The sequence below is a fragment of the Paenalcaligenes sp. Me52 genome, assembly GCF_050487965.1.
GTDB lineage: Bacteria > Pseudomonadota > Gammaproteobacteria > Burkholderiales > Burkholderiaceae_B > Paenalcaligenes.
Window position 1 is genome coordinate 537,829 of sequence record NZ_JBKQFO010000001.1, and the last position, 25,622, is coordinate 563,450.

The 25,622-nt window shown below is 51.7% G+C and carries 22 protein-coding genes; 11 read left to right on the top strand and 11 right to left on the bottom strand.

Annotated elements, in window-relative coordinates:
- Positions 1 to 145: 145 nt before the first annotated feature.
- The 6 genes from pyk to gcl form a co-directional block, all read right to left on the bottom strand.
- Entirely contained in the window at positions 146 to 1,564 is a 1,419-nt protein-coding gene (gene pyk, locus ACLO87_RS02465) for a pyruvate kinase (RefSeq protein ID WP_135865003.1), read from the bottom strand.
- A 20-nt stretch (positions 1,565 to 1,584) separates the two neighbouring features.
- Positions 1,585 to 1,980, bottom strand: a complete 396-nt coding sequence (locus ACLO87_RS02470) for a GlcG/HbpS family heme-binding protein (protein WP_135865005.1) — start codon at positions 1,978 to 1,980, stop codon at positions 1,585 to 1,587.
- A 24-nt stretch (positions 1,981 to 2,004) separates the two neighbouring features.
- Complete coding sequence (locus ACLO87_RS02475) at positions 2,005 to 3,267, bottom strand: glycerate kinase type-2 family protein (RefSeq protein ID WP_430222696.1); 1,263 nt, start codon at positions 3,265 to 3,267, stop codon at positions 2,005 to 2,007.
- Positions 3,268 to 3,385: 118 nt separating this feature from the next.
- The gene (gene glxR / locus ACLO87_RS02480; protein ID WP_430223711.1) at positions 3,386 to 4,330 is read right to left on the bottom strand and encodes a 2-hydroxy-3-oxopropionate reductase; all 945 of its coding nucleotides are present in this window, start codon (positions 4,328 to 4,330) and stop codon (positions 3,386 to 3,388) included.
- The gene (gene hyi, locus ACLO87_RS02485; protein ID WP_430222697.1) at positions 4,306 to 5,085 is read right to left on the bottom strand and encodes a hydroxypyruvate isomerase; all 780 of its coding nucleotides are present in this window, start codon (positions 5,083 to 5,085) and stop codon (positions 4,306 to 4,308) included. Before hyi ends, glxR begins: the two co-directional genes overlap by 25 nt.
- A 24-nt stretch (positions 5,086 to 5,109) precedes the next feature.
- Positions 5,110 to 6,885 (bottom strand): glyoxylate carboligase, encoded by a 1,776-nt coding sequence (gene gcl, locus ACLO87_RS02490; RefSeq protein WP_430222698.1) that lies wholly within the window; start codon positions 6,883 to 6,885, stop codon positions 5,110 to 5,112.
- Between the two features lie 115 nt (positions 6,886 to 7,000).
- Here gcl and ACLO87_RS02495 point away from each other — a divergent pair, with 115 nt between their 5' ends.
- Positions 7,001 to 7,924, top strand: a complete 924-nt coding sequence (locus ACLO87_RS02495; RefSeq protein ID WP_135865016.1) for a LysR family transcriptional regulator — start codon at positions 7,001 to 7,003, stop codon at positions 7,922 to 7,924.
- Here ACLO87_RS02495 and ACLO87_RS02500 read toward each other — a convergent pair.
- The 3 genes from ACLO87_RS02500 to uraD form a co-directional block, all read right to left on the bottom strand.
- The gene (locus ACLO87_RS02500) at positions 7,921 to 8,115 is read right to left on the bottom strand and encodes a tautomerase family protein (protein WP_430222699.1); all 195 of its coding nucleotides are present in this window, start codon (positions 8,113 to 8,115) and stop codon (positions 7,921 to 7,923) included. The two genes, ACLO87_RS02495 and ACLO87_RS02500, sit on opposite strands and share 4 nt — an antisense overlap.
- Before the next feature lie 112 nt (positions 8,116 to 8,227).
- A complete protein-coding gene (locus ACLO87_RS02505; protein WP_430222700.1) occupies positions 8,228 to 8,725 on the bottom strand; it encodes an ureidoglycolate lyase in 498 nt (165 codons plus the stop codon).
- Between the two features lie 105 nt (positions 8,726 to 8,830).
- Positions 8,831 to 9,364 (bottom strand): 2-oxo-4-hydroxy-4-carboxy-5-ureidoimidazoline decarboxylase, encoded by a 534-nt coding sequence (uraD, locus tag ACLO87_RS02510; protein ID WP_135862426.1) that lies wholly within the window; start codon positions 9,362 to 9,364, stop codon positions 8,831 to 8,833.
- A gap of 166 nt (positions 9,365 to 9,530) precedes the next feature.
- Here uraD and ACLO87_RS02515 point away from each other — a divergent pair, with 166 nt between their 5' ends.
- The 8 genes from ACLO87_RS02515 to ACLO87_RS02550 all read left to right on the top strand — a co-directional run bounded on the left by ACLO87_RS02515 (position 9,531) and on the right by ACLO87_RS02550 (position 19,996).
- The gene (locus ACLO87_RS02515) at positions 9,531 to 10,496 is read left to right on the top strand and encodes a LysR family transcriptional regulator (RefSeq protein ID WP_135862424.1); all 966 of its coding nucleotides are present in this window, start codon (positions 9,531 to 9,533) and stop codon (positions 10,494 to 10,496) included.
- An 84-nt stretch (positions 10,497 to 10,580) separates the two neighbouring features.
- The gene (locus ACLO87_RS02520) at positions 10,581 to 11,693 is read left to right on the top strand and encodes an MraY family glycosyltransferase (protein ID WP_135862432.1); all 1,113 of its coding nucleotides are present in this window, start codon (positions 10,581 to 10,583) and stop codon (positions 11,691 to 11,693) included.
- A 44-nt stretch (positions 11,694 to 11,737) separates the two neighbouring features.
- The gene (tviB, locus tag ACLO87_RS02525; RefSeq protein ID WP_135862422.1) at positions 11,738 to 13,012 is read left to right on the top strand and encodes a Vi polysaccharide biosynthesis UDP-N-acetylglucosamine C-6 dehydrogenase TviB; all 1,275 of its coding nucleotides are present in this window, start codon (positions 11,738 to 11,740) and stop codon (positions 13,010 to 13,012) included.
- 10 nt (positions 13,013 to 13,022) lie between these two features.
- Entirely contained in the window at positions 13,023 to 14,048 is a 1,026-nt protein-coding gene (locus ACLO87_RS02530; RefSeq protein ID WP_135862420.1) for an SDR family oxidoreductase, read from the top strand.
- A 32-nt stretch (positions 14,049 to 14,080) separates the two neighbouring features.
- The gene (gene murJ / locus ACLO87_RS02535; RefSeq protein ID WP_430222701.1) at positions 14,081 to 15,394 is read left to right on the top strand and encodes a murein biosynthesis integral membrane protein MurJ; all 1,314 of its coding nucleotides are present in this window, start codon (positions 14,081 to 14,083) and stop codon (positions 15,392 to 15,394) included.
- Between the two features lie 37 nt (positions 15,395 to 15,431).
- The gene (locus ACLO87_RS02540; protein ID WP_135862416.1) at positions 15,432 to 16,541 is read left to right on the top strand and encodes a glycosyltransferase family 4 protein; all 1,110 of its coding nucleotides are present in this window, start codon (positions 15,432 to 15,434) and stop codon (positions 16,539 to 16,541) included.
- Positions 16,542 to 16,560: 19 nt separating this feature from the next.
- Positions 16,561 to 17,670 carry a glycosyltransferase family 4 protein gene (locus tag ACLO87_RS02545; protein WP_430222702.1) on the top strand — a complete coding sequence of 370 codons (1,110 nt, stop codon included), beginning with the start codon at positions 16,561 to 16,563 and terminating at the stop codon, positions 17,668 to 17,670.
- Positions 17,671 to 17,674: 4 nt separating this feature from the next.
- Complete coding sequence (locus ACLO87_RS02550; RefSeq protein WP_430222703.1) at positions 17,675 to 19,996, top strand: glycosyltransferase; 2,322 nt, start codon at positions 17,675 to 17,677, stop codon at positions 19,994 to 19,996.
- Here ACLO87_RS02550 and ACLO87_RS02555 read toward each other — a convergent pair.
- Positions 19,985 to 21,370: a phosphomannomutase/phosphoglucomutase gene (locus ACLO87_RS02555; RefSeq protein ID WP_135862409.1), complete on the bottom strand. Its 1,386-nt coding sequence runs from the start codon at positions 21,368 to 21,370 to the stop codon at positions 19,985 to 19,987. The genes ACLO87_RS02550 and ACLO87_RS02555 overlap by 12 nt on opposite strands.
- Positions 21,371 to 21,471: 101 nt before the next feature.
- On the opposite strand from ACLO87_RS02555, the gene ACLO87_RS02560 reads away from it, so the two are divergent.
- Positions 21,472 to 22,890 (top strand): FAD-binding oxidoreductase, encoded by a 1,419-nt coding sequence (locus ACLO87_RS02560; protein WP_430222704.1) that lies wholly within the window; start codon positions 21,472 to 21,474, stop codon positions 22,888 to 22,890.
- Here the strand turns inward: ACLO87_RS02560 and mutM are convergent.
- Positions 22,887 to 23,714: a bifunctional DNA-formamidopyrimidine glycosylase/DNA-(apurinic or apyrimidinic site) lyase gene (mutM, locus tag ACLO87_RS02565; RefSeq protein ID WP_135862406.1), complete on the bottom strand. Its 828-nt coding sequence runs from the start codon at positions 23,712 to 23,714 to the stop codon at positions 22,887 to 22,889. The genes ACLO87_RS02560 and mutM overlap by 4 nt on opposite strands.
- 88 nt (positions 23,715 to 23,802) lie before the next feature.
- On the opposite strand from mutM, the gene ACLO87_RS02570 reads away from it, so the two are divergent.
- Positions 23,803 to 25,578, top strand: coding sequence for a tetratricopeptide repeat protein (locus tag ACLO87_RS02570; RefSeq protein ID WP_135862404.1), 1,776 nt, complete (start codon positions 23,803 to 23,805; stop codon positions 25,576 to 25,578).
- Positions 25,579 to 25,622: the final 44 nt, after the last annotated feature.

A 25,622-nucleotide genomic window follows, 5' to 3' on the forward strand; every position in this document is an offset into this window, starting at 1 on the left:
TAGTAGCCCTACATGCCCCGGTTGTCTCCTCCACCCTCCTCCTTTGGTGGATTTGCCCGAGATCTACAGATCTCGGGCTTTTTTTTATGCAAAAAATGGGGGCTGATATGACTCAGCCCCCCATTTGCAATCTCATTGCAGCGATTTACTCAGTAATCGTGGCGACATGCAGCAAGTTGGTACTGCCGCTATGCCCAAAAGGTAGGCCGGCAATAATCACAACGGTATCCCCAACTTTAGCGAACTCATAACGTTGAGCGATACGTGTGGCGTGGTGAACCATTTGCGTGACGTCAGATACGTGCTCAAACGGTACGGGATGCACGCCCCATGCTAAGGCTAAGCGACGTGCAGTGTGCAGGCTAGGTGTCAAAGCCATGATGGCCGCATGTGGGCGCTCACGGCTGGCACGCAGGGCACTAAAACCACTGGTGGTGTAAGCAATAGTCGTCGCTGGCGACAAAATATCCGTGACACGGCGCAATGCACAGCAGATCGCATCGGGTGTGTTTTCGTCGGGGTTGCTGTGGTTGTCATCCAAACCTTTGCGCCATTCAGGGTCGTGCTCCACTTCCTGAATAATGCTGTCCATAATTTGTACAGCAGCTTGTGGAAATTGACCGGAAGCAGACTCAGCAGACAGCATCACAGCATCCGCGCCAGAGTAAATCGCGGTTGCCACGTCGGAGGCTTCAGCACGCGTAGGTACAGGCGATGTGATCATGGATTCCAGCATCTGCGTAGCAACCACTACAGGGCGGCCATGCGCACGGGCTTTTTTCACGATTCTACGTTGTAGTACCGGTACGGATTGTGGCGGTACTTCTACGCCCAAGTCACCACGGGCAACCATCACGCCATCGCTTAGGCGAATGATTTCATCCAAGTGATCTAGTGCCGCAGGCTTTTCCAGTTTAGACATAATCCAAGCACGGTTGCCAATCAGTTTGCGTGCTTCTTCGATGTCGCTAGGGCGCTGTACAAAAGACAGCGCCACCCAATCTACGCCCAAAGACAAACCGAACTCCAGATCTTTAAGGTCTTTTTCGGTTAGAGGGGAGATAGGCAGAACCACACCGGGAACGTTCACACCTTTGCGATCCGACAAGGCGCCACCCACCATAACGGTGGTTTCCGCGAAGTCAGGGCCGAAGCTGTCTACGCGCAAGCGCAGTTTGCCATCGTCCAGCAAGAGGTCAGTGCCGTTTTCCAGTGCAGCAAAAATTTCGGGGTGAGGCAGGCAAGCGCGAGTGCTATCGCCCTCGCTAGTATCCAGATCAAGGCGGAATTTCTGGCCTTTCTCTAGCATGACTTTGCCGCCTGCCATGGCACCAACACGGAGTTTGGGGCCTTGTAGATCCATCAGGACGCCAATAGTGCGACCGCTGTTCATTTCTAGTTCACGGATGATGCGCAGTCGAGCTGCGTGATCCTCATGGGTACCGTGACTGAAATTTAAGCGGAAAACATCCGCACCAGCCTCAAACAGTTCACGGATTTTTTCCGGTGTAGAACTGGCTGGCCCTAGTGTAGCGAGAATGCGTGCACGTCTTTGACGTCTCATGATGGATCCTTTGATGAAAATTACAGGGCGTTTACGCCTGCAAGAGCGATGCGGGCATCGTCAGCCGCCGCTACGCCGGATACACCTACCGCACCGATAACGTTGCCATCAACAATGATGGGCTCGGCACCTTCTAGAGGTTTGATAGGCATAGCCAAAGCAGCAACACGACCGCCGTTGACCATATCTTCCAATGCTTTGGTGGGTTTGCCACTCAGCGCACTGGCGCGGGCTTTATCGGGTGCAATGGTGGCACTCATCACTGGCGCGCCATCAAGGCGTTGCAGCCAAAGTAGGTGACCACCAGCATCACAAATAGCGATACTGACTTTCCACTGGTTTTCTTGAGCTTTTTGTTCAGCTGCCTGAGCAATACGTTTCAGGTCATCCAGTGTTAGTTGTTGAACGGTTTTCATGGACAGATACTCTCTTAGCAAAAGTTAAAGAATTAGTATGGCTCGGAAATCGTTGACGTTAGTCAGGGTAGGGCCGGTAATCACAGAATCGCTAAGCGCTTCAAAAAAACCGTGCCCATCGTTGTTGTCCAAACTATCGCGTGGACGTATTCCAAGTTTCCAAGCTCGTGCTAGTGTATCAGGGGTGCAGACTGCGCCTGCAATTTCCTCTTGCCCATCAACGCCATCGGTATCGCCGGCAAGGCCATAGACCTCTTCGGCACCATTCAATGCGATGGCGGTAGAAAGTAAGAACTCCACATTGCGGCCACCTCGGCCTGTACCCTTGATCGTGACGGTGGTTTCACCGCCAGACAGCAAAACGCAAGGAGCAGCTACCGGTTGGTTGTGCGCACGTACGCTGAGCGCAATGCCAGCCATGACTTTGCCTACATCACGGGCTTCGCCCTCAATGCTGTCACCCAGTAGTACTGGAGTTACGCCAGCGTCTTGAGCGACTTTGGCAGCGGCTTGCAGCGCCAATTGTGGTGTGGCAATCAAGTGTGTAGTGACATGTGCCAGTCGAGGATCGTCTGCTTTGATGCTTTCCCCGTCACCAGACTCCAGAAAGCGGCGCGCTCCCTCAGGCAGTTTGATGCCGTAGCGACGTACGATTTCTAACGCTTCTTCGCAGGTGGTGGGGTCAGGCACGGTAGGGCCAGAGGCGATATCAATAGGGTTATCGCCCGGCACGTCTGAAATCAGCAGATTCACGACTTTGGCGGGGTGGCATGCAGCAGCCAAGCGTCCCCCTTTAATGAGGGATAGGTGGCGGCGCACGCAATTCATTTCGGTGATGTTGGCGCCAGAGCGCAGCAACTCACGGTTGATGTGTTGTTTGTCTTCCAGCGAAATGCCTGGGCCAGGCAAAGGCAGTAACGATGAACCACCACCCGAGATCAAACAAATCACCAGATCGTCTTCAGTCAGATTGCTCACGGTTTCCAACAACGTTTTAGCGGCATGTAGTCCCGCCTCGTCGGGAACCGGGTGAGCGGCTTCCAAAATACGAATATGTTCACATGGAACAGCATAACCATAACGGGTGACCACAACGCCTTCTAGCTTACCGGGCCAATGCTTTTCCAGTGCTCTTGCCATTTCTGCTGATGCTTTACCCGCACCAATCACAACAGTGCGGCCTTTTGGGGCGGCAGGGAGGAAAGGGGGAATGCAGGCTTCAGGCAATGCTGCACGCACTGCTGCAGTAAACATGTTCTGTAGAAGTTCGCGTGGTGTGGTGGTCATGTGGCTTGTTCCTTTGTTAGTGCTAGGTATATGACAAGTAGAAAAGACCGTGATCCCTGTTGGGCGCGGATGAAAAAGGTGGGTATGACACCCACCTTCCTCAAAACGGCGAAAGGGATTATTGGCCGATTTCGTAGTTTGCCATGATCTCCAGCGCGCGCACGATAGCGGAGTGATCCCATGCGCTACCACCGTGAGCCGAGCAGGTGTTGAACAGCTCTTGTGCCGACGCAGTATTTGGCAATGACACGCCCAATTGACGTGCTGTAGTCAGTGCCAAGTTCAGGTCTTTCTGGTGCAGTTCAATGCGGAAGCCCGGATCAAAAGTACGTTTCACCATGCGCTCACCGTGTACTTCAAGTACGCGAGAGTTAGCGAAACCACCCATCAACGCTTCACGAACTTTGGCTGGGTTAGCGCCAGCTTTGGCTGCCAGCAACAAGGCTTCGCCTACTGCTTCAATGTTCAGTGCAACGATGATTTGGTTAGCAACTTTAGTGATTTGGCCGTCGCCGTAACCACCTACCAGAGTGATGTTTTTACCCATCAGCTCAAACAGTGGTTTGACCTGGTCAAAAGTCGCTTGCTTACCCCCTACCATGATGGTCAAAGATGCGGCTTTAGCACCTACCTCACCACCAGACACTGGCGCGTCTAGGTATTCAGCGCCCAGCTCAGTAATGCGTTTGGCAAAGTCTTTGGTTGCAACAGGGGAGATGGAACTCATGTCCACCACGATTTTGCCTGCGCTCAAACCAGCGGCAACACCATTTTCGCCAAACAGCACGTCTTCAACGTGTGGGGTGTCTGGCACCATGGTGATGATGATGTCTGCTTTCTGTGCGACTTCTGTAGCGTTAGCGCATACGGTAGCACCGGCTTCAGGGATGCTGTCAGGGGTAGTGCCACGAGTGTAGGTATACAGTTCGTGTCCACCTTTGATCAGGTTGATAGCCATGGGTGTACCCATGATGCCCAAACCAATAAAACCAATCTTGGCCATAGTATTCTCCTTAAAAATTCGTGTAGTACGTGTTCTTAGTTCGTCAGTGCTTTGATCCAGCCCAAACCATCGGTGGTGACACCTGCAGGTTTGTATTCGCAGCCTACCCAGCCGTCATAGCCAATTTGATCCAGATAGCGGAACAACCACGGGTAGTTGATCTCGCCTGTGCCTGGCTCATTACGGCCTGGGTTGTCTGCCAACTGGATGTGGGCAATGCGGGACTGATGGGCTTTGATGGTGTTCGCCAGTTCACCTTCCATGCGTTGTGCGTGGTAGATGTCGTACTGAATGAACAAGTTGTCCGAACCTACTTCGTCCAGAATGGCCGCGGCTTGAGCGGTGTAGTTCAGGAAGAAGCCAGGCATATCAAAGCTGTTGATAGGCTCGATCAGCAAACGGATGTTGACAGCTTTCAGTTCTGCGGCGGCGTAGCGCAAGTTTTCCACAAAGGTTTTGTGGGCTACCGCTTTGTCCAGACCAGCAGGTACTAAGCCAGCCAAGCAGTTCACTTGTTTGCAGTTCAGCGCAGTGGCGTACTCAATGGCACGTGCTACGCCCTCTTTGAACTCGTTTACGCGATCCGGCAAGCAGGCAATGCCTCGCTCTCCTGCCGCCCAGTTTCCTGCGGGCAGGTTATGCAGAACTTGCGTCAAGCCATGTTGTTTCAACAAGTCTGCCAGCTGTTGCTTATCAAAATCGTAGGGGAACAGATATTCCACGGCGTTGAAGCCTGCCTGAGCAGCTGCTTGAAAGCGGTCTAGAAAGTCCACTTCGTTGAAAAGCATGGTCAGGTTGGCAGCAAATTTTGGCATGAGGGTCTCCGATGTAAAACGTATTTATTGAATGGGCAGAATAGCTGTGGGAGCGTCAGCAGAAGATTCAGCCAAGGCTTCAAATTCGTTGACGTTGTGCAGCTCGGTGCCCATAGCGATATTGGTGACACGCTCCAGAATCAGTTCAATGACCACTGGTACTTTGAACTCTTTCATCCAAGCGCGGGCTTGTGCGAAAGCTGGTTGAATGTCTTCTGGTTTGCGTACGCGGATGGCTTTCACGCCCAAGCCTTCTGCTACAGCAACGTGATCCACGCCGTAGCCTTCTGTTTCGGGGGCGTTGATGTTATCGAAGGCCAACTGTACGCAGTAGTCCATCTCAAAGCCGCGCTGTGCTTGGCGGATCAGACCCAGATAGGCGTTATTCACCAGCACGTGAATATAGGGTAGGCCGAATTGTGCGCCCACGGCCAATTCTTCAATCATGAATTGGAAGTCGTAGTCGCCCGAAATGGCCACTACTTCTTTGCCTGGCAAGGCAGCAACCGTACCCAGAGCCGCAGGGATAGTCCAACCCAATGGGCCTGCTTGACCGCAGTTGATCCAGTGGCGTGGCTCGTATACGTGCAAGAACTGAGCTGCCGCGATTTGCGACAAACCAATAGTGGTGACGTAGCGGGTGTCACGGCCGAAAGCGTGGTTCATCTCTTCGTACACGCGCTGCGGTTTCATAGGTACTGCATCAAAGTGTGTTTTGCGCTGCATGGTAGCTTTGCGCTCTTGGCACTCGCCAGCCCATGCGGAACGGTCTTTGAGTTTGCCGGCTGCTTTCATTTCTTTAGCAACGGCTAACAGTTGTTCCAGTGCGGCGCCTGCGTCAGACACAATACCGAAGTCAGGGCCAAATACGCGGCCAATCTGAGTGGGTTCAATATCAATGTGAATGAAGCGACGGCCTTTGGTGTATTCCTCTACAGAGCCAGTGTGACGGTTAGCCCAACGGTTACCAATACCAATCACAAAGTCAGATGCCAATACGGTAGCGTTACCGTAGCGGTGTGAGGTTTGCAAACCAGCCATGCCAGCCATCAACGGGTGGTCATCAGCAATAGTGCCCCAGCCCATTAATGTAGGCACAACAGGAATACCGGTCAGCTCAGCAAACTCTTGCAGTTTGTCGCTGGCGTTGGCATTGATGATGCCACCACCGGCTACGATTAATGGACGATCAGAGCTGTTCAGCATTTCCAGTGCTTTTTCGGCTTGAGCACGTGTAGCGGCTGGTTTGTACACCTCTAATGGCTGGTAGGTGTCTATATCGAATTCAATTTCAGCCATCTGCACATCAATAGGCAAGTCGATCAGCACAGGGCCGGGGCGACCAGAACGCATGATGTGGAAGGCTTGCTGGAATACAAAAGGTACCAGCGCTGGCTCACGTACCGTCACAGCCCATTTGGTCACAGGCTTAGCGATGGACTCGATATCTACAGCTTGGAAGTCTTCTTTGTACAGACGTGCACGTGGCGCTTGGCCTGTAATGCACAGCATAGGAATGGAGTCTGCGGAAGCAGAGTACAAACCGGTAATCATGTCGGTACCGGCTGGGCCGGAAGTACCGATACATACACCAACGTTTCCAGGAGCCGCACGTGTGTAGCCCTCAGCCATGTGAGAAGCACCCTCTACGTGTCGAGCCAGAATGTGCTCGAAGCCACCGTTTTTCTTCATTGCGGAATAAAACGGATTGATGGCGGCGCCTGGTACGCCAAAGACTGTACTGATGCCTTCTGCACGCAGAACGGCGGCGGCGGCGTCAACGGCACGCATTCTGGCCATAGTGATCTCCTTTTGTTGGTTCTATGTGTAAACGATAGTTTTAGTTATGATAGGTATGGCTGTCATCGCTTAAAAGAGGTGATAATATTGCTTCTGCCGATACTAGGAGTATTGAATGAGTCGATATACGGAAATTCGAAGTTTTGTTTTGGTGGCAGAGAAAGGGAGCTTTGCCGCCGCGTCTATCATTGAAGGCGTAACGCCAGTGGTGATGGGACGCAGGCTGGATGCCCTAGAAAAACGTTTGGGCGTGCGCTTGATGCACCGCTCTACGCGTGGATTGACGCTTACCGATTTGGGAGAGCAGTTTCTAGAGCAAAGCCGCCAGTTGCTTAAAGATTTTGATGCGGCAGAAGCTAGTATTAGCGCCCAGCGTACGGTGGTGCGAGGGCACTTGGTGGTGTCTGCGCCGGCGGCGTTTGGTCGTCAGCATGTGGCGCCACACGTGATCAATTTCCGCAAGCGTTACCCCGAGCTGAAGCTATCGTTCAACTTCACGGATAGTGTGGTGGATTTAGTGCGTGAAGGTTACGACATGGCCTTGCGTATCGGAGAGGTAACGGATCCCAACTATGTGGCGGTGCGTTTGTTCCCGAATCGTCGCGTCGTGTGTGGCACGCCTGAGTATTTTGAACGCTATGGCGTGCCTAGAGTGCCTGAAGACTTAGCACGACATAACTGCTTGGCGTTTAACTTACAGGGTGGGCAGCAGCGTGGTTGGTCCTTTATGCGTGACGGCAGGCCATTTGCGGTACGCGTAGATGGTGATTTGGACTGCAACGACGGCGAGTTGCTTTACGGTTGGGTAAAGCAAGGCTGGGGTATTGGCTGGAGGTCTACGTGGGAAATCCAAGCTGAGCTTAAGCGTGGTGAGTTAGTTACCGTGCTGGATGACTATTCTTTGCCCAGCTATGACATACAGGCGGTGTACCAGCAGCAGCGTTATTTGCCCGCCAAAGTGCGTGCGTTTATCGACTATTTACGCGTGGTGTATAACCAGCCAGGCTATTGGGAAGGTGAAGCACCGCCTATGCGCTAAGGCTGTCCTGATTGTGTTGTTGAAGGAGCGGCTGATAGCCAGTTGTGTGGCGCCACTTCTTCAATACGCACATACACCGCCTTGGGTGGGCAATCAAATACACGGCAGGCGGCGGCCGTATAGGCCTGAGCTAGCTCGTGCTTGGTTTGGGTGTCTAACTCAGCAGGCACGCGTATCGTAATGGCAGGCATGATGATTCCTATCAAGGTCACAAGTACGCAGGATAACGGTTTGCTGCTGAAGACTCAACGACGAAAAGCGTGTGCTATGCACACGCCTCTGTAATCGTAGGGTATGGCTGTCTTAGGGCGCAGCGATCAGTGCAGGCTCAGACAACGTGATGACATCGCAGTTGTCACCAGGACCTTTACGGTCAATCACCAAGAAGTCTACGACCTCATCTAAACCCAGCAAAGGGTGATGCCATACACCGGTAGCGTAGTTCACACCTTGATTGCCTTGGGCGAGGAATAAGCGCAGGTCTTTTACCTCGGGTGTAGGACCAGCTTCGGCCACGACGACTAGATAAGGCAAGCCCGACAGTGGAATAAAGGCTTGGCTACCTTTAGGGTGGCGTTCCATCATGGTGACGGTAAACGGCAAGGTACGAGGCTGGCCACGGAAAATAGACACGATGGCTTTGCCGTCAGGGCCGGGTTCTATGTTGGCCAAGTCGTGATAGCGTTCGGTGTTGCCTTCGTTAATGGAAAAGTGTTGGGCTTTATCAGAGGCCTCAATCACATCACCAAAAGGGGCAAATGTGTCACGATCCAGTTTTTCTAAGCGTAAAGTAAGGGTCATGGTGTGATCCTAGAATGAAGCTAAGCATGGGCAAAAGCGAGGGCCTGCAACATACAGTGACAGGCCCAGTGCGTTTTAGCAAGGCAGGATAGTGGCGCGCAGTGGCTATTCTTCGCCAAAGCGGGCGTGTAATCGGAAGCCGGCAATTTTGCCGATCTCGGTCAAGCAGCGCAGAAACTCTTGTTCTTCGTTATTTTGCAGACGCTCTTCCACTGAGTCCATGATTTGGTGGCGCGACATACCTTTCACCGCAACGATGAAGGGGAAGGCAAATTTTTCTTTGTATCGTGCATTCAGACTGCGTAGGCGTACTAATTCTTCCGCGGTGCATTGGTCTAAACCGGCGCCACGTTGTTCGCCAGTGGATTCTTTGGTGAGGGTGCCTGCTTCGGCTTCTTTACCCGCTAATTCCGGGTGAGCCAAGATCAATGCGAGTTGTTCTGACTTGGGGGCGTTGAGCATCACATCGCACATGGCTTGATGTAAAGCATCTACATCAGCGAACGGACGTTTCTCCCAAGTGCGTTCAGCCACCCATGGAGAGTGCTCGAAAATACCATCCAAGCTGGCAATGAATTCAGCCTGTGATTGGTGCGATAACTGAGTGATAGCATGCTCAGGGTGGGCGTATGCAGTCATGGCGGTAGATCCCTGTATAAGACTTTATTGTATAGCGTCATAACAGTTTAAGTATTTTGCTTTCGTTTGAAATAGAATAAAACGTATAACATATATACGTCACCGATTATCTTGACTGATCGTAGTGTGGTCTGGCTGATAGTCATATATGTAGGAGGAGGCAGTAATGGCTACCAAGCGCGATGATAATCCGCTGGATACCTATTTGTTACGCGTGTTTTGTTTGTTGATTTCTGAGCGCAGCGTATCGCGTACAGCATTCAAGCTGAATCAGTCTCAACCCGCTGTCAGTGCTGCATTAAAACGGCTGAGAGACATCATTGGCGACCCACTCTTAGTGCGCGAAAAAGGCGGGATGGTCCCCACGGAGCGTGCATTGTCGTTATTGGCGCATGCTAAAGGAGCATTGGCTGAAATCGAGTGCATGGTGAATGTCTCAGAGAGCTTCGATCCTAAAACCAGCAAAAATGAATTTCATATAGGCTCTCCCGATTACTTGGCCCCGGTGTTTGTGAGTCGAGTGGTAGAGTGTTTGCGACGAGAAGCACCTGAGGCCAGATTGAGCCTGCATACCTTAGATGCGCAATCGGATTTCGAGCGTGCACTGGCTGAGGGTGAGTTGGATATCGTGATTGGTAACTGGCCAGAGCCACCCGATCGTATGCACTTATCTATGCTGTTAGAGGACGAAATTGTGTGTTTGATGGCAAATAGTCATCCGTTAGCGCGTAGAAAAGCGGGGTTAAGCTTAGATGACTACGTTAAAGCCAGACACGTGGTGCCTTTGCCCTATGCCATTAATCAACGTGGTGTGATCGATGCGACCTTGGCTACCTTACGCGTGCGCCGAGAGGAAAGCGTAATGGTGCAATCTTTTTCAGTTGCTCCCTATTTGTTACAGAATACTGATCTGGTTTTCACCACCTCACGCCACTTTGCGGAGTATTATGCACGTTTACTGCCGTTAACTATTTTAGAAGCCCCGGTAGAGTTCCCCCCCATGCGTTTTTACCAGCTTTGGCATGAGCGTCATCAGCACTCCCCCAGCCATCGCTGGTTGCGGCGTTTGTTAGGGGAATGTGGAGGGGCATTAAATGCAAAGAATGTTCAGGACAGCACTGCTTCCGCATAGTAAAGCGCGGTATGATGACGTCCCTAGCATAGATTCCCGAGGGAAATAGAAGTGAGCTCGCTGCAAGTATGGGATCCGCTAACAATGCTATCGATTTGCGCCGTAGCATTCCTAGTGGGTGGGCTAATTGTTATGTCCGAACGCTGGCATGGAAAACTGACCGGCGACAGTGACATGAGCAAACCGCAGGCAACGCATTTGCGTCCTACGCCGCGGGTAGGTGGGCTGGCCATTTTGGCAGGCACGTTAGCTGGGCTGCTCGTGCTGGGGCCTGCTCACATGACCTTGAGCTGGTTGTGGCCTGTGCTGTTTGTAGCAGCCATGCCGGTGTTTGTTGCTGGTTTGGTGGAAGACATCACCAAAGACGTGGGTTCCATGAAGCGGCTGCTAGCCGCTTTTGCCTCGGCTGCCATTGCGTGGTGGCTGTTGGGCGGTGTATCACGTGTGGGTGTGTTCTGGGTAGATTGGATCCTAGACTTCTGGCCTATTTCCCTGCTGTTTACCATGATTGCGGTGGGTGGTTGTACACACGCACTCAATATTATTGACGGTATTAATGGTCTGGCGGGCATGATTGCCATCCTGATGGCCATTTCCTTGTCGTTGGTCGCCTGGCAAGTGGGCGACTATCCCATCTTCCTAATTGCTGCCGCACTGGCTTCGGCCACGTTGGGCTTTTTGGCATGGAATTTTCCCTTTGGACGCGTGTTCCTTGGGGATGGCGGAGCATACTTCTTAGGCTTTATGTTGGCCGAATTAGCCGTGCAACTGGTAATTCGCAACCCCACCGTATCGCCTTTCTATGCACTAGCCGTATTGTTTTATCCCGTGTTTGAAACCTTATTCACAATTTGGCGTCGAAAGTTTAAACGTGGTGTGCCTGTAGACAGGCCTGATGCATTGCACTTACACCAACTGATTTTCCGCAGAATGGTGCGAGTGAGCGTCGTGGCCTCCGGGCGTCGTCATGTGCCGCCCATGTCTAATGCCATGGCTTCACCATACTTGTGGGGTATTGCATTGGTAGGGTTGATTCCTGCCACCATTTGGTGGGACAACACGTGGGCATTAGCGCTTAGTATTCTGGCCTTTGCTTGTAGTTATGTCTGGCTATATGCTCGACTGGTACATTGGCGTAGACCAGCTTGGTTATTGCTGCCGTCGGTGAGACGCGCACGTCGCGAACGACAGCAGTAGAATGACAAATGTGTATTGATTATTGATCCTCTGGGGAGAACATCTTGCAAGTCAAGGACATTAAACTCGCCGTGATCGGACTGGGCTATGTGGGTTTGCCACTAGCTGTCGAGTTTGGCAAAAAGCGTTCGGTTATCGGTTTTGATATCAATGTGGCGCGTATCGCCGAATTGAATGCCGGTCAGGACCACACTCTGGAAGTAGAGCCCGAAGAGCTGAAAGAAGCCTCTCATTTGCGCTTCACTCATGAGACAGCTCAATTGTCTGAGGCCAATGTGTTCATTGTGACGGTGCCTACCCCTATCGATGATTACAAACAGCCGGATTTGACACCCTTGGTACGCGCCAGCGAAACCATTGGTAAAGTGCTGAAAAAAGGTGATATCGTGGTGTATGAATCCACGGTGTACCCAGGCGCCACCGAAGAGGTGTGTGTGCCTGTGCTAGAACAAGTTTCCGGCCTGCGTTTCAACGAAGATTTTTATGCAGGTTACAGCCCTGAGCGTATTAACCCCGGCGACAAAGTTCACCGCTTACCTAGCATCCGCAAAGTCACATCCGGCTCTACGCCAGAAGTGGCTGAATTGGTGGATAGCTTGTACGGTGAAATCATTACTGCTGGTACGCATAAAGCAGCCTCTATCCGTGTGGCTGAAGCCGCCAAAGTGATTGAAAACACGCAGCGTGACGTCAACATCGCGTTGATCAACGAATTGGCGCTGATTTTCAATAAATTGGGTATTGATACTCAAGCGGTATTGGAAGCTGCCGGTACGAAGTGGAACTTCCTGCCTTTCAGACCGGGTCTGGTTGGCGGTCACTGTATTGGTGTGGATCCTTACTACCTAACGCACAAGGCGCAATCCATCGGTTATCACCCTGAAGTGATTCTGGCCGGTAGACGTTTGAATGACTCTATGGGTGCATACGTGGCATCCCAGTTGGTCAAAGCAATGACCAAAAAACGTATTCAAGTGCAAGGTTCGCGCGTATTGTTGTTGGGTCTGACATTTAAAGAAAACTGCCCTGATCTGCGTAATACACGTGTGGTAGATATTATTCGCGAACTGGCTCAGTACGATGTGAACGTAGATGTATACGATCCTTGGGTGGAAGCCGACGAGGCTCGCCGCGAATATGGTGTGGACGTTGTAAGCAAGCTGGATGATGGTCAGTATGATGGCGTGATTATCGCTGTGGCCCATAAACAGTTCGTGGAAATGGGTGCAGAGCGCTTGCGTGCCTTGGGTAAAGCCGATCACGTACTGTACGACTTGAAATACGTACTTCCACAAGACGCGTCCGATCTGCGTCTGTAAGGCGAACGCTATGAGTGAAGCATTGCAAAAAGCATGGAAAGCCCTAGAAGCCCAACCACGTACGTGGTTGGTGACAGGGTGTGCTGGGTTTATTGGTTCCAACCTCTTAGAAGCCTTGTTGCAGCATGGACAAAATGTAGTGGGTCTGGATAACTTTGCTACCGGACACCAGCACAATTTGGATAGCGTGCAGCAAAACGTGGGCCCAGAAAACTGGGCGCGCTTCCGTTTCATTGAAGGCGATATCCGTCACCCTGAAACCTGCCAACAAGTGTGCAAAGGCGTAGATTACGTGTTGCATCAAGCGGCACTGGGTTCGGTGCCCCGCTCATTAAATGATCCTCTGACCACCAACGAGGTGAATATCAGTGGTGCCTTGAATATGATGGTGGCAGCGCGTGATGCAGGTGTAAAAGGCTATGTGTACGCCGCATCCAGCTCCACCTATGGCGATCACCCTGGTTTGCCTAAAGTAGAAGACACCATTGGTAAGCCATTGTCGCCATACGCTGTGACTAAATACGTGAACGAGCTTTATGCTGATGTGTTTAACCGTGCTTACGGTTTCAGCAGTGTGGGCTTGCGTTATTTCAATGTGTTTGGCCGACGCCAAGATCCTAATGGCGCATACGCTGCGGTAATCCCGCGTTGGATTGCCACTATGGTTGCAGGCGACGTTGTTACCATTAATGGCGATGGCGAAACCAGCCGTGATTTCTGCTACATCGATAACGTTATCCAAGCCAATATTTTGGCAGCGTTGGCCGAAGGTGAGGCACGCGCTCAGGTATATAACGTTGCCGTGAGTGGTAGAACCACACTGAACGAGCTGTTTGGTTACCTAAAAGCCGAGTTGAAAGCCAATGGTGTGGATTACACCTTGGATGCAGTACACGGTGACTTCCGTCCAGGCGATGTACGCCATTCTCAAGCGGATATTTCTAAGGCAGGCCGTTTGCTGGGCTACGCACCAGCTTTCACCATCCAGCAAGGGTTAGCACAAGCTATGCCCTGGTACTTGCGGTTCTTGGGGTGATATTTAAACGGTTGTGGCAGCGCTGGAGCGCAATGCATACAGACCACCACCGCATTGCCAGAGGGGCAATGCGCGTGGCGGTCTTTTTGCTGCTCGGTAAGTTTGCAGGTGCCTTAAAAGAAATGGCCGTGGCGTACCGCTACGGTATCAGTGATGTGGTGGATGCCTACCAATTCACGATGGTGATGGCGAACTGGTTACCCGTTACGCTAGTGGGTGCCATGTCGGTAGTGCTGATTCCCGTACTGGTGCGTTCACGTAATCAGCCGGATGCACAACGTCAACGATTTCTAGGTGAGCTGTTAACCAGCACGATGCTCTTGGGCTTGGTGTTGGGAGCGTTACTCTGGTTTTGCTGGCCGTGGGTGATGCAAATCATGGGTACGGGCTTGAATGCCGGTACCAAAGCCATGAGCATGGAGCTTATTCATGCATTTGCACCGGCGGCTTTGTTTACGCTGTTGATTGGTCTTAGTGCGGCACGACTGCGCGCCAGAGAGCGCCACATCAATACATTGCTGGACAGTGTGCCAGCGTTTTCTATACTAATTTGGGTACTGCTGGCACCGCCGGGTGCTATGGCAGGGCCGCTGTTATGGGGTACGTTGCTAGGCTATATAGTGCAGTGCGTGTGGCTGCATATCTTGGCGCAACGAGCCGACCAAATTTCTGTACGTCCGCAGTGGGGTTGGCAGGCTGAGCAATGGCCTGCATTAATGCAAGCTGCCACCATCATGCTGATTGGTCAGGTGGCCATGAGCTTTGTGGGCCCAGTGGATCAGTATGCTGCGGCACAATTAGGCGGTAATGCCAACGCGACATTTGGCTATGCCAACCGTTTTATCTCCTTAATGCTGGGGGTGGGCGCAGCCTCGGTAGGCCGTGCAGCATTACCAGTATTAGCTGACATTATTAGCCAAGGCGATACGCAGCGCGCACGAGCAATGGCATTGCGTTGGTCATTGTTGATGGTGCTAGCGGGTTTGGTAGTGGCATTGATAGCATGGGTGTTGGCGCCGTGGGGTATAGCATTACTGTATGAGCGTGGTGCTTTTACGGCTGCAGATACCGCTAAAGTGGCTGAAGTATTACGCTGGGGCGTGATGCAGTTGCCATTTTATTTTGGCGTTCTAGTCTTAGTGCAGTTGCTAGCCAGTCAGCAGCGTTACCGATTGATGGCCAGCATTGCTGTATTGAATTTTGTGGTGAAGGCTATATTGACCTTAACCCTGGCCCCGCGCTTGGGTGTACAGGGTATTATGCTGGCCACCAGTTTGATGTATACCAGTTCGTTTGTATGCTATTTTCTGGCAGCCAGTCGCCCCGTAAAAGCGACTACTAACTAAATTTCTGTGACCTATTTCTGATCGCATGATGCATATAATGATTGTCATCCATTCCCTAGGTGGGGGTGGTGCAGAACGAGTGGCAGTGGATCTAGCCACATACTGGCAGAAGCTTGGGCACAAGGTGTCCTTGGTGACGCAAAGTACGCGCGAGTCGGATGTCTATAGCCTGCCGGATAGTGTGCAGCGCTTTGTGTTGGGCACAGCAGGGGATTCTGGTGGTGGTTGGCGTGGTGCCTTGGCCAACTGGAAACGCATACGTAAATTACGCAGAATTTTCCGTAAACAAAAACCAGACTGTGTGCTGGGCATGATGACGACGTCATCCGTATTGGCGGTTGCCGCTGCCAAGAAGTTGCCATGCAAAGTGATCGTGTCGGAGCATACACACCCGCCTTATCAGAAGCTGCCCGAAGTGTGGCAGAAGCTACGTCGGTGGGCCTACCCGCGTGCAGAGGCAGTTGTGGCATTAACCTCAGGCACAGCTAGCTGGATACAGAAAAATGTACCCGGTTCCAATGTGGTGATTATTCCTAATTCGGTGCGCTGGCCGTTGCCAGATGCGCAGCCGGTAATTACGCCACCTGAACGTGAAGGTAGGCAGCGTCTATTGGCGGTAGGGCGGCTACACCCCGTGAAAGGCTTTGATGTATTGATTCAGGCTTTTTCTTTGCTGGCCAAGTATTTCCCCCATTGGGATTTAGCCATCGTAGGTGAAGGTGCTCAGCGTGAGACCTTGCAAGCACAAATTGATAGTTTGCATATGGGGCAGCGTATTTCTTTAGTAGGAAGGGCTGGCAACATACGTGAGTGGTACGAAGCCTCTGACTTGTATGTGCTGAGTTCGCGCACTGAAGGGTTGTCTAACACCTTGTTGGAAGCCATGGCGTGCGGTTTGCCCGCTGTTGCTTTTGACTGTGATACCGGACCACGCGAAATCATTCGAGCCGACTTGGATGGTGTCTTAGTGCAACCTGTTGAAGACCCAGAAGCCTTGGCCGCACACCTCTCCGACATGATGGCGCACCCGTTGAAGCGAGTGGCATTTTCTCGTCGTGCTGTGGATGTGCGTGACCGTTTTTCAGCGGCTAGGATCATGGCACAATGGGAGCAATTGCTGAAGGCACCAACGCGAACCAAACGTTGAGAACTCTACGGGTGTAAGAGTGAAAATACTTTTTTTTGTGGGCGCAATGAATGCCGGCGGGGCTGAGCGAGTAGCCGCCACGTTAGTCAATGCGTGGGCGGCGCGTGGTGATGAGGTGGTGCTAGTGCCCACTCATTTAGGCTCGTCTCGTAGTTTTTATCCCATCAACGATAATGTGCGGGTGCATTGGCTAAAGCAACATTTGCCTGCGTTGCCGCTGCCCAGTGCGCTACGTAAATGGTTGGGGATGCGCCGAGTAGTGCGCCAAGAAAAGCCCGACGTAGTGTTGAGTTTTCTGACCAACGTAAACGTGGCTACGTTGCTGAGTTTACGTGGGTTGAATGTACCTGTGGTGGTGTGCGAGCGTACTAATCCGGCTCATGCCACCAATGTGGGCCGTGTGTTAGGGTGGTTGCGACGCCGATACTATGGCACTGCCTCAGCAGTGTGCGTGCAAACGTCTGATGCGGAAAAAGCCTTGCGTACGATGGTGCAGCGTCTACCTGCAGTGGTCGCTATACCCAATCCGTTGCCCAATGATATTTGGCATATTCAGCGTCAGGAATCCGTAGAAAAAGAAACGCCTGCGCGCATTGATGCGTTGGGTAGGCTCGTGCCTGCCAAAGGGTTTTCTCTGTTAATTAATGCTTTTGCGGAAGTGGCTGAACAGCGCCCTGATTGGCATTTATACATACATGGTGAAGGCCCACAGCGTGCAGAGTTAGAACGACAAGCCGAGCTAGTAGGCTTGAAAGATCGTATTCACCTTCCTGGTCGTACCGAGTACCCATGGCATGAATTAGCGCATTCGCAGATTTTTGTGTTGAGTTCACAGTACGAAGGTTTCCCTAATGCTTTGCTAGAGGCGATGGCATTGGGTTTGCCTTGTGTGACTACCGACTGCCCTAGTGGGCCAGCTGATATTTCGCAGCAAGGTAAAGATGCGCGATTAGTGCCAGTAGGCAATAAAGCCTCTATGGCACAAGCGTTAGCAGAGTTGATGGATGACAGGCGTTTGCGTGGAGCATTAGGGCAACGCGCAGCGCAATCCGTGCGTGATCGTTATGCGCTGGATGTAGTCTTGCAGCAGTGGGATCAGGTATTCAAACAGGTTATGCAAAAAGAGTAGTGCTATGAACCAAGACGCTACACAGCCTTTAGTCGTTGTACATATTATTTCTGGCCTAGGGCAGGGCGGTGCTGAAGCCGTACTGTTCCGTTTGGTGACAGCTCCTAATCCTAATGTGAAACACATCGTGATTTCCATGGGTGGTGAAGATATTTACGGTGAGCGATTGCGTCAGGCTGGCATCAGGTTGTACTGCTTGCAGATGGGCGGTGTGCTAGGGCTGATTCCTGGTTTTTTTAAACTACGTAATTTGCTGAAAAGCTTGCGCCCCGATGTGGTGCAAACGTGGATGTACCATGCTGACCTGATAGGCGGTATGGCAGCACGCGGTGCCGGCGTGAAGCGCATCGTATGGGGCATACGTAACTCTGGTGAAAACTTGCATAAGGGTAGCCCAAAGTCCCGCGTGGTAGCGTGGGTGTGTGCCAAGCTCTCTACCCGTATTCCTACGGCGATTGTGGCGTGTGCAGAAAATGCTGCTCAGCGTCATCAAGCATGGGGTTATGACGCCGACAGGATGGTGGTGATCCCTAATGGCTATGATTTGCGACGTTGGAAAGTGCCAGAAGGCACGCATGAAAAAATGCGCCATGAGCTAGGGCTATCGCTAGATCAGCCAGTCATTGGTGCTATTGCTAGATGGAATCCGCTTAAAGATCATGCCAATTTACTAGCCGCTTTTGCGCAAGTGGTAAAAAGCTTTCCCGAAGCGCGCTGTGTACTGGTGGGCGAGGGTTTAAGCGCTGATAATGCCCATGTTATGGCGTTTTTGGAACAACATGATTTGGTGGATAGGGTACTGCTGTTAGGTCGTAGGGATGACATTCCAGCCATCATGGCGGCGTTGGATATCCACGTGTTGTCTAGCCAAGCAGAAGGTTTTCCTAATGTGGTGTGCGAAGCTATGGCGGCGGGCGTAAGTTGCGTAGTTACGGACGTGGGTGATGCCGCCAGTATTTTGGCAGGAACTGGCGTGGTGGTCCCTCCCCGTAATGCCAAAGCATTGGCTCAAGGCATTAACCAAGTACTGGGTGATGTGCATTCGTCTGAACGACAAAAGCAGCGTGACCAAGCCTTGTTGCGGGTGCAACAGTTTGGCTTAGACAAAATGGTGCAGCGTTACATCACATTGTGGCAAGACGGAGCACCAAAAGTAGGGGCTGAGTGCCGACTCTTGATGGTGGTGAATAATCCAGCGTTCTTTTTGTCGCACCGTGCTCAGATTGCGATGGAAGCGAAGCGGCAAGGGTATGCCGTGCACATTGCGACCATGGCAGGCGAAGCAGTGCAGCAGATACGCGCCTTGGGTTTCACGCATCATGTTTTGCCTATGAGTCGTAGCGGCAAGAATCCATTGCAAGAGCTGCAAACTCTGCATGTGTTGTACAAGCTATTTCGTAAGGTCAAACCAGCTGTAGTGCATGCTGTCACCATCAAGCCAGTCATCTATGGCGGTATCGCTGCTAGGTTGGCCAGAGTACCCGCTTTTGTAGCGGCGGTCTCAGGGCTGGGTTATGTGTTCATTAACGAGCAGGCCGGCCTAGTACGTAAATTAGCCATCATGTTGTACCGTGTGGCTTTAGGGCATAAGAACAGCAGAGTGATTTTCCAGAACGCCAGTGATAGAGACGTTTTATTGCAGGCCAAAGTGGTGCGGCAAAGCCAAGTAGTGATGATTCGCGGTTCAGGTGTGGAGTTACAGAAATTTCCGCTACATCCTAGCCCACCAGAACCTCCTGTTCAGGTGCTGATGGTGGCAAGGTTACTGAACGATAAAGGGGTACGTGAGTATGTGGAAGCAGCGCGCCTAAGTGGTGAGGCCGGTGGCGCTATAGTATGGAGTATTGCTGGCGGCCCTGATGCAGGTAATCCTGCGAGTGTAAGCAAAGAGCAAATGCAGCAATGGCACGATAAAGGTATTGTGCAGTGGCTGGGTGAACGGTCCGATATTCCCACGTTGTATGCACAGAGCCACATTGCTGTATTGCCATCCTACCGTGAGGGTTTGCCTAAATCCTTGGTGGAAGCGGCAGCCGCAGGTATTCCTGTAGTGACTACTGATGTGGCTGGTTGTAGAGATGCCATCGAACCCGGTGTGAGCGGCGTGTTAGTGCCCGTACAAGATGCCAAAGCATTGTGGTTGGCAGTGCAGGGTTTGGCGCAAGATTATGCCTTGCGTCAAAAGATGGGGCAAGCAGGTAGACAATTGGCGGAAGAGGCGTTTGATGTGCACAAAATTGTGCTGCAACACCTAGAAGTCTATAAAGCATTAGGGGCCGTGCCAACAGAGCGGCCAGCCCCTAGTCCTCAGCGCTTAGAAGGGTAGAGCTAGATCAGGGCGCAGGCGTTGAATAGCTGTACGGAACTCATTTTGGATACGTACTAGCGCTTCTTCGTTTTGTGCCTCAAAACGTAGCACCACTACTGGCGTTGTGTTAGAGGCACGAGCCAAGCCAAAGCCATCTTCGTACTCAGCACGAATACCATCAATAGTAATGCGCTCTTGAGCGGTTTCAAAAGCATCAGACTGCTGTAGCTGAGCGACAAACGCATGCGGTTCGCCTTCGTTCATAGGCAGTTTCAGCTCAGGTGTGGACAAGTCTTGTGGCAAGCCTTCCAGAGTCTCTGATGGTTCATGGCTACGTGCCAAAATTTCCAATAAACGCGCACCAGTGTACAGGCCATCATCAAAGCCGTACCAACGCTCTTTAAAGAAAATGTGGCCGCTCATTTCGCCCGCCAGCGGGGCACCGGTTTCAGCCAGTTTGGCTTTAATCAGTGAATGGCCGGTTTGCCACATCAGCGGTGTACCACCAGCTTTGCTGACTTCTAGACCAACGTGGCGACTGCATTTCACATCATAAATAATGGATGCGCCAGGTTCGCGCTGCAAAATATCGCGAGCAAACAGCACCAGTTGGCGATCAGGCCAAATGATTTCGCCAGATTTGGTGACTACACCTAAACGGTCGCCGTCACCATCAAAAGCTAAGCCCAGTTCGCAATCACTGTTTTCTACGTGATGGATCAGGTCTGCTAGGTTGGCGGGGTCAGCAGGATCGGGGTGATGGTTAGGGAAATCGCCGTCTACCTCACCGTACAGCATGTCTACTTGACAGCCTATGGATTGGAACAAGGCTTCAGCCACTATAGCTGCAGCACCGTTGCCGCAGTCAACAGCGACTTTCATGGGGCGTACCAAACGTACGCTGTTATGAATTTCTTCTATGTATTGATCCAGCAAGCTTTGCTGTGTGCACTCGCCAACTGTAGCGGCTGGGGTAAAACCAGCTTGCATAGCGTGCTTGAGTTGTTGGATGTCTTCACCGTGCAGTGTACGGCCAGCCATCATCATCTTGAAGCCGTTGTACTCTGGTGGATTATGGCTACCTGTAATGGCAACGCCTGTACCTGTTTTTAGTACATGAGCCGCGTAATACACCAGCGGTGTGGGCACTAGGCCCAAATCAATACTGTTTGCCCCTACGCTATTGATACCAGCGTGCAAGGCTTTGGCCAATTCAGGGCTGCTGTGCCGGCCATCATAGCCAACGACAACGCTTTCAACACCATTTTTCAGTGCTTCTGTCCCCAATGCTTGCCCTAGCAAGTGAGCAAAGGTGGCATTGAGTTGTACAGGGACGGTTCCCCGTATGTCGTAGGCCTTGAAAACGGCATCAGGCAAGAGTGTGGAGGTCATGAAAATCCTCATGAAAGGCAATGATTAACCCCTTATTATCGCTCAGGGGAGTATGCTATGAAACAGATAAACACAGCTTTGGTTTTTTTTAGAGGCATTGCATGGCAGAGTTGGCGAGCTTACGGTCTTTATTAGGTGCGGACAATGTGTTGACGGGCGAAGCGATGGCCCCGTTTTTGACCGACTGGAGAGAACGTTATTCAGGTGAGGCAGAAGCAGTAGTACGCCCAGACAGCACCGAGGAAGTCGCTAAGGTTGTGCAGTGGTGTGTAGAGCATGGGTTTAGTATCGTGCCACAAGGTGGTAATACGGGCTTATGCGGGGGCGCAACGCCTGATCATCGTGGACGCCAAATAGTGCTGTCACTGACACGATTGAATCGTATCCGTCATGTGGATACCGATAACGACACCATGATCGTAGAGGCGGGCTGCATTCTGCAAAATGTGCAAGAAGCGGCAAAGCAAGTGGGTAGGTTATTTCCCTTAAGTTTGGCTGCTGAAGGTAGTTGTACTATTGGCGGTAACTTGGCCACTAATGCTGGTGGTACACAGGTGCTGCGCTACGGTAATACGCGTGAGCTGTGTTTGGGTGTAGAGGTGGTGTGCGCAGACGGCCAGATTTGGCATGGTTTGCGCGGGCTACGTAAAGACAACACTGGCTATGATTTACGTGACTTGTTCATAGGCAGTGAAGGGACGCTGGGTATTATTACCGCCGCCTCCCTAAAACTCTATCCACTGCCCGTGGCGCAATGTACCGCGATGCTGACATTGGCCTCGTTGGAAGATGCCGTAAAAATGCTATCCCTAGCCAGAGCAGGTTTTGGGGCTAGCCTGACCGGTTTCGAGGTGATGCGTAACAACTGCTTAGACGGTGTTATACGCTGCTATCCTGAGCAACGCTTACCTTTTGACGAGGAAGGCTCGCAATCTCCGTGGTTTGCGCTATTAGAGCTATCCGATAACGAAAGCGAAGCGCATGCGCGTGAGCGTTTTGAGGTGGTGCTGAGTGATGCTATTGACGCTGGTATCGTGCAGGATGCCGTCATTGCTGAAAGCGTGGCGCAAAGCAAAGCACTATGGCATTTGCGTGAAAGCATTCCGTTGTCAGAGAAAAGCTTTGGCAAAAGCGTGAAGCACGACGTGTCCATTCCCGTGTCGTCTATTCCCGCTTTTGTGGAAAAAACGAACGCCATGCTGCAGCAACAGTTTCCCGGAGTAGAGCACGTAATCTTTGGGCACTTGGGTGATGGTAATTTGCATTACAACGTAGCGCGTGGCACGGCGTATAGCGAAGATGAGCTACTTAGCAAACAACAGGCTATTTATGAACTAGTGCACGGTAGCGTGCACGCTTTCCATGGTTCTATTAGCGCCGAGCACGGCATAGGTCAGCTTAAACGGGATCTACTACCACACTATAAAGATCCCGTGGAGTTGGCGCTGATGCAGAAAATCAAGCAAGCCTTAGACCCCAATGGTGTGATGAATCCAGGCAAAGTATTGCAAGAGCGTTAACGGCGTTGACAGCGACTACAAAAGTAAGTGGCCCGCTGGTTTTGTACTAGACGTAATATGGGCTTTTGGCATTGAGGGCAGGGCTTGCCTTCTTTGTCATACACCTTGGAGTGCAGTTCGAAATACGCTCCTGGCGTACCACTGGCATTCACGTAGTCTTTAAGAGTGCTGCCGCCAGAGGCCAAGGCATCACTTAAGGTTTGAACAATAGCAGTATGTAGTTTGGCGACACGAGGCTTAGAAATAGTATTGGCAGGTGCTTCAGGGTGTATGCCAGCTTTATAGAGTGACTCTGATGCATAGATATTGCCTACACCTACGACAATCTGGCCGCTAAGCAGTGTGGGTTTGATAGCGAGCTTACGTTGCTGCAAATGGGCAAATAGCATAGCAGGAGTGAAGTCTTCTCCTAAGGGTTCTACGCCTAGTTTTTGTAACAAAGGGTGTTGCAGCACATCGCCATTTTGGGCTGGGTGCCATAACACAGAACCGAAGCGTCTGGGATCATGTAACAGAAATCTGGACTCGTCGAACAACCACTCTACATGGTCATGTTTTAAACGAGGGGCGTCTAAGGGCACACGGCGCAGCGAGCCGGACATACCCAAGTGAATAAGCTGCGTACCGTGAGGAAACTGTATTAACAAGTACTTGCCGCGCCTACCACAGGCCAGCACAGGTTGTTCATGTACAAGTTGGGGTAATTCTTCGGGAATTGGCCAACGCATTCTAGGTTCGTGTACGATCAAAGTACGTAGCGTATGGCCAGTCATAACCGTCGCAATTCCGCGACGAGTTGTTTCAACTTCTGGCAATTCAGGCATAGTGGGGTGCTAACATTTGGTGAACGGGGCGGCCTCAATAAGCCATCTGACTGCTTAATCTTACGCGCTTTTGCGACGGTTTTTCTGGATGAATCTGTATTCCTTAGTATTTGGCTCCTTTTTGCTTGCTCCTCTTTATTCGGGGCTGCTGCATGCCGCTCCAAACCCGCTCGCACCCGAGCAGCAGGTTGAGCATATTTACTTGCGCAGCGGAGAATTGCCAGAAGTCAGCCTGAGCGCTGACATCATGTATAGAGTCTTGGTGGCAGAAGTAGCAGCACAAGCAGGTGATTTCGACACGGCAAGCCAAACCTTTCTGGATTTGGCCAAAGACACTTTAGATCCTCGTTTTGCTGAAAAGTCTTTTCAGCTATCTATGATTGATTACAACCAGTCTCGTGCGCTGCGTGCAGCACGTGAGTGGAACAGCTTAGCGCCCGAAAATGCCGAAGCCAAAGCGACCGTATTGGCGTTGGAAGCCTCCGCTGGTAACACCAGAGGCATGGCACAAGCGTTGCGTCAGCGTATTGATAGCGCTAAAAACAAAGAGCAGGCTATTATCCAGGCAATGTCTTTGTCAGCTCGCATGGTAGATCCACGCTTGGCGTTGGAAGTATTAGAAGAAGCTATTCCCCCCGATTTACGTCAATTACCGGTATCGCATTTGGCGTTATCGGATGTGGCATGGGCAGCGCAGCGTCCAGCGCGCGCGTTGTACGAGGCTAGACAGGCACTAGAGCGCTCTCCTGATTCCGAGGCCGCTGCGCAGCGTGTGTTGGAGTACGGTTTGCATGTGGATGTAGAAACCGCACTCAAAGAAGCGTCAGCAGTCGTGCAGCGCAATCCAGAGATGCGGAAATTGCAGCTGCTGCTGATTAGCCGGTTTGTGGATCATCGCAAATTCAACGAGGCATTAGCCTTGATTGATAGCATGCAGGCTCGCAATCCTGAAGATTTTGATTTGCTGTACACCAAGGCAGAAGTGCTGTTGCGTGCTCAACGTTACGATGAGGCTATAGAAGGGCTGAATGAGTTCATCAGCGTACAAAGTCAACGTAGACGTAGCGTGAATGACGGCGTTAGCAATGCATTAGCAGGCATTTCCGATGCGCGCTTGCTGTTGGTGCGTATTGCCGAAGAGCGCAAAGATTATGCAGAGGCTATCAGACAGCTAGACCTGATCGAAGAGCCAATGCTGCGGTTCCAGTCGCGTGTGCACCGTGCGGTATTGGAGGCACGATCGGGTGATCTGAAAAAAGCGCAGCGCACTCTAGATACCTTGGGTACACAGGATCGCCAAGAACAAGCTGTGGTGGCACTGACTCGTGCATCCATTTATCGTGAAGCAGGCCGTACTGATACGGCAACAACGGTGCTGGAACGCGCCAATAAAGAATTACCGGATACGGCAGAGATCAAGTACGACTTAGCAATGCTGTACGAACGCCAAGGGCGTTATCCTGAATTTGAAAAGCTCATGCGCGAAGTCATAGAGCTAGAGCCTGCGGAGGCCAATGCGTATAACTCGTTGGGTTACACCCTAGCAGATCAGAATCGTAATTTGGATGAAGCGCAAGATTTGTTAGAACAAGCCATGGAGCTTGAGCCAAACAATCCTTATATTTTGGATAGTGTGGGTTGGTACTTGTTCCGTGTGGGCGATTATCAAGCTGCGGCTGAGTACCTAGAGCGTTCTTATGCGCTCATGCCTTCTGCTGATGTGGCGGCGCATTTGGGCGAGGTGTACTGGGTAGATGGCCGTCCAGAACAGGCAAAACAAGTGTGGGCAGACGCCTTGGCGCACGATCCTACGAATGAAGCTTTGCTCAATACCTTGAAACGCTTGGGCGTCACACTGCCTTAACTCATTATGAACGCTGTATTTTCTTTTTTTCGTTCTTGGCGACA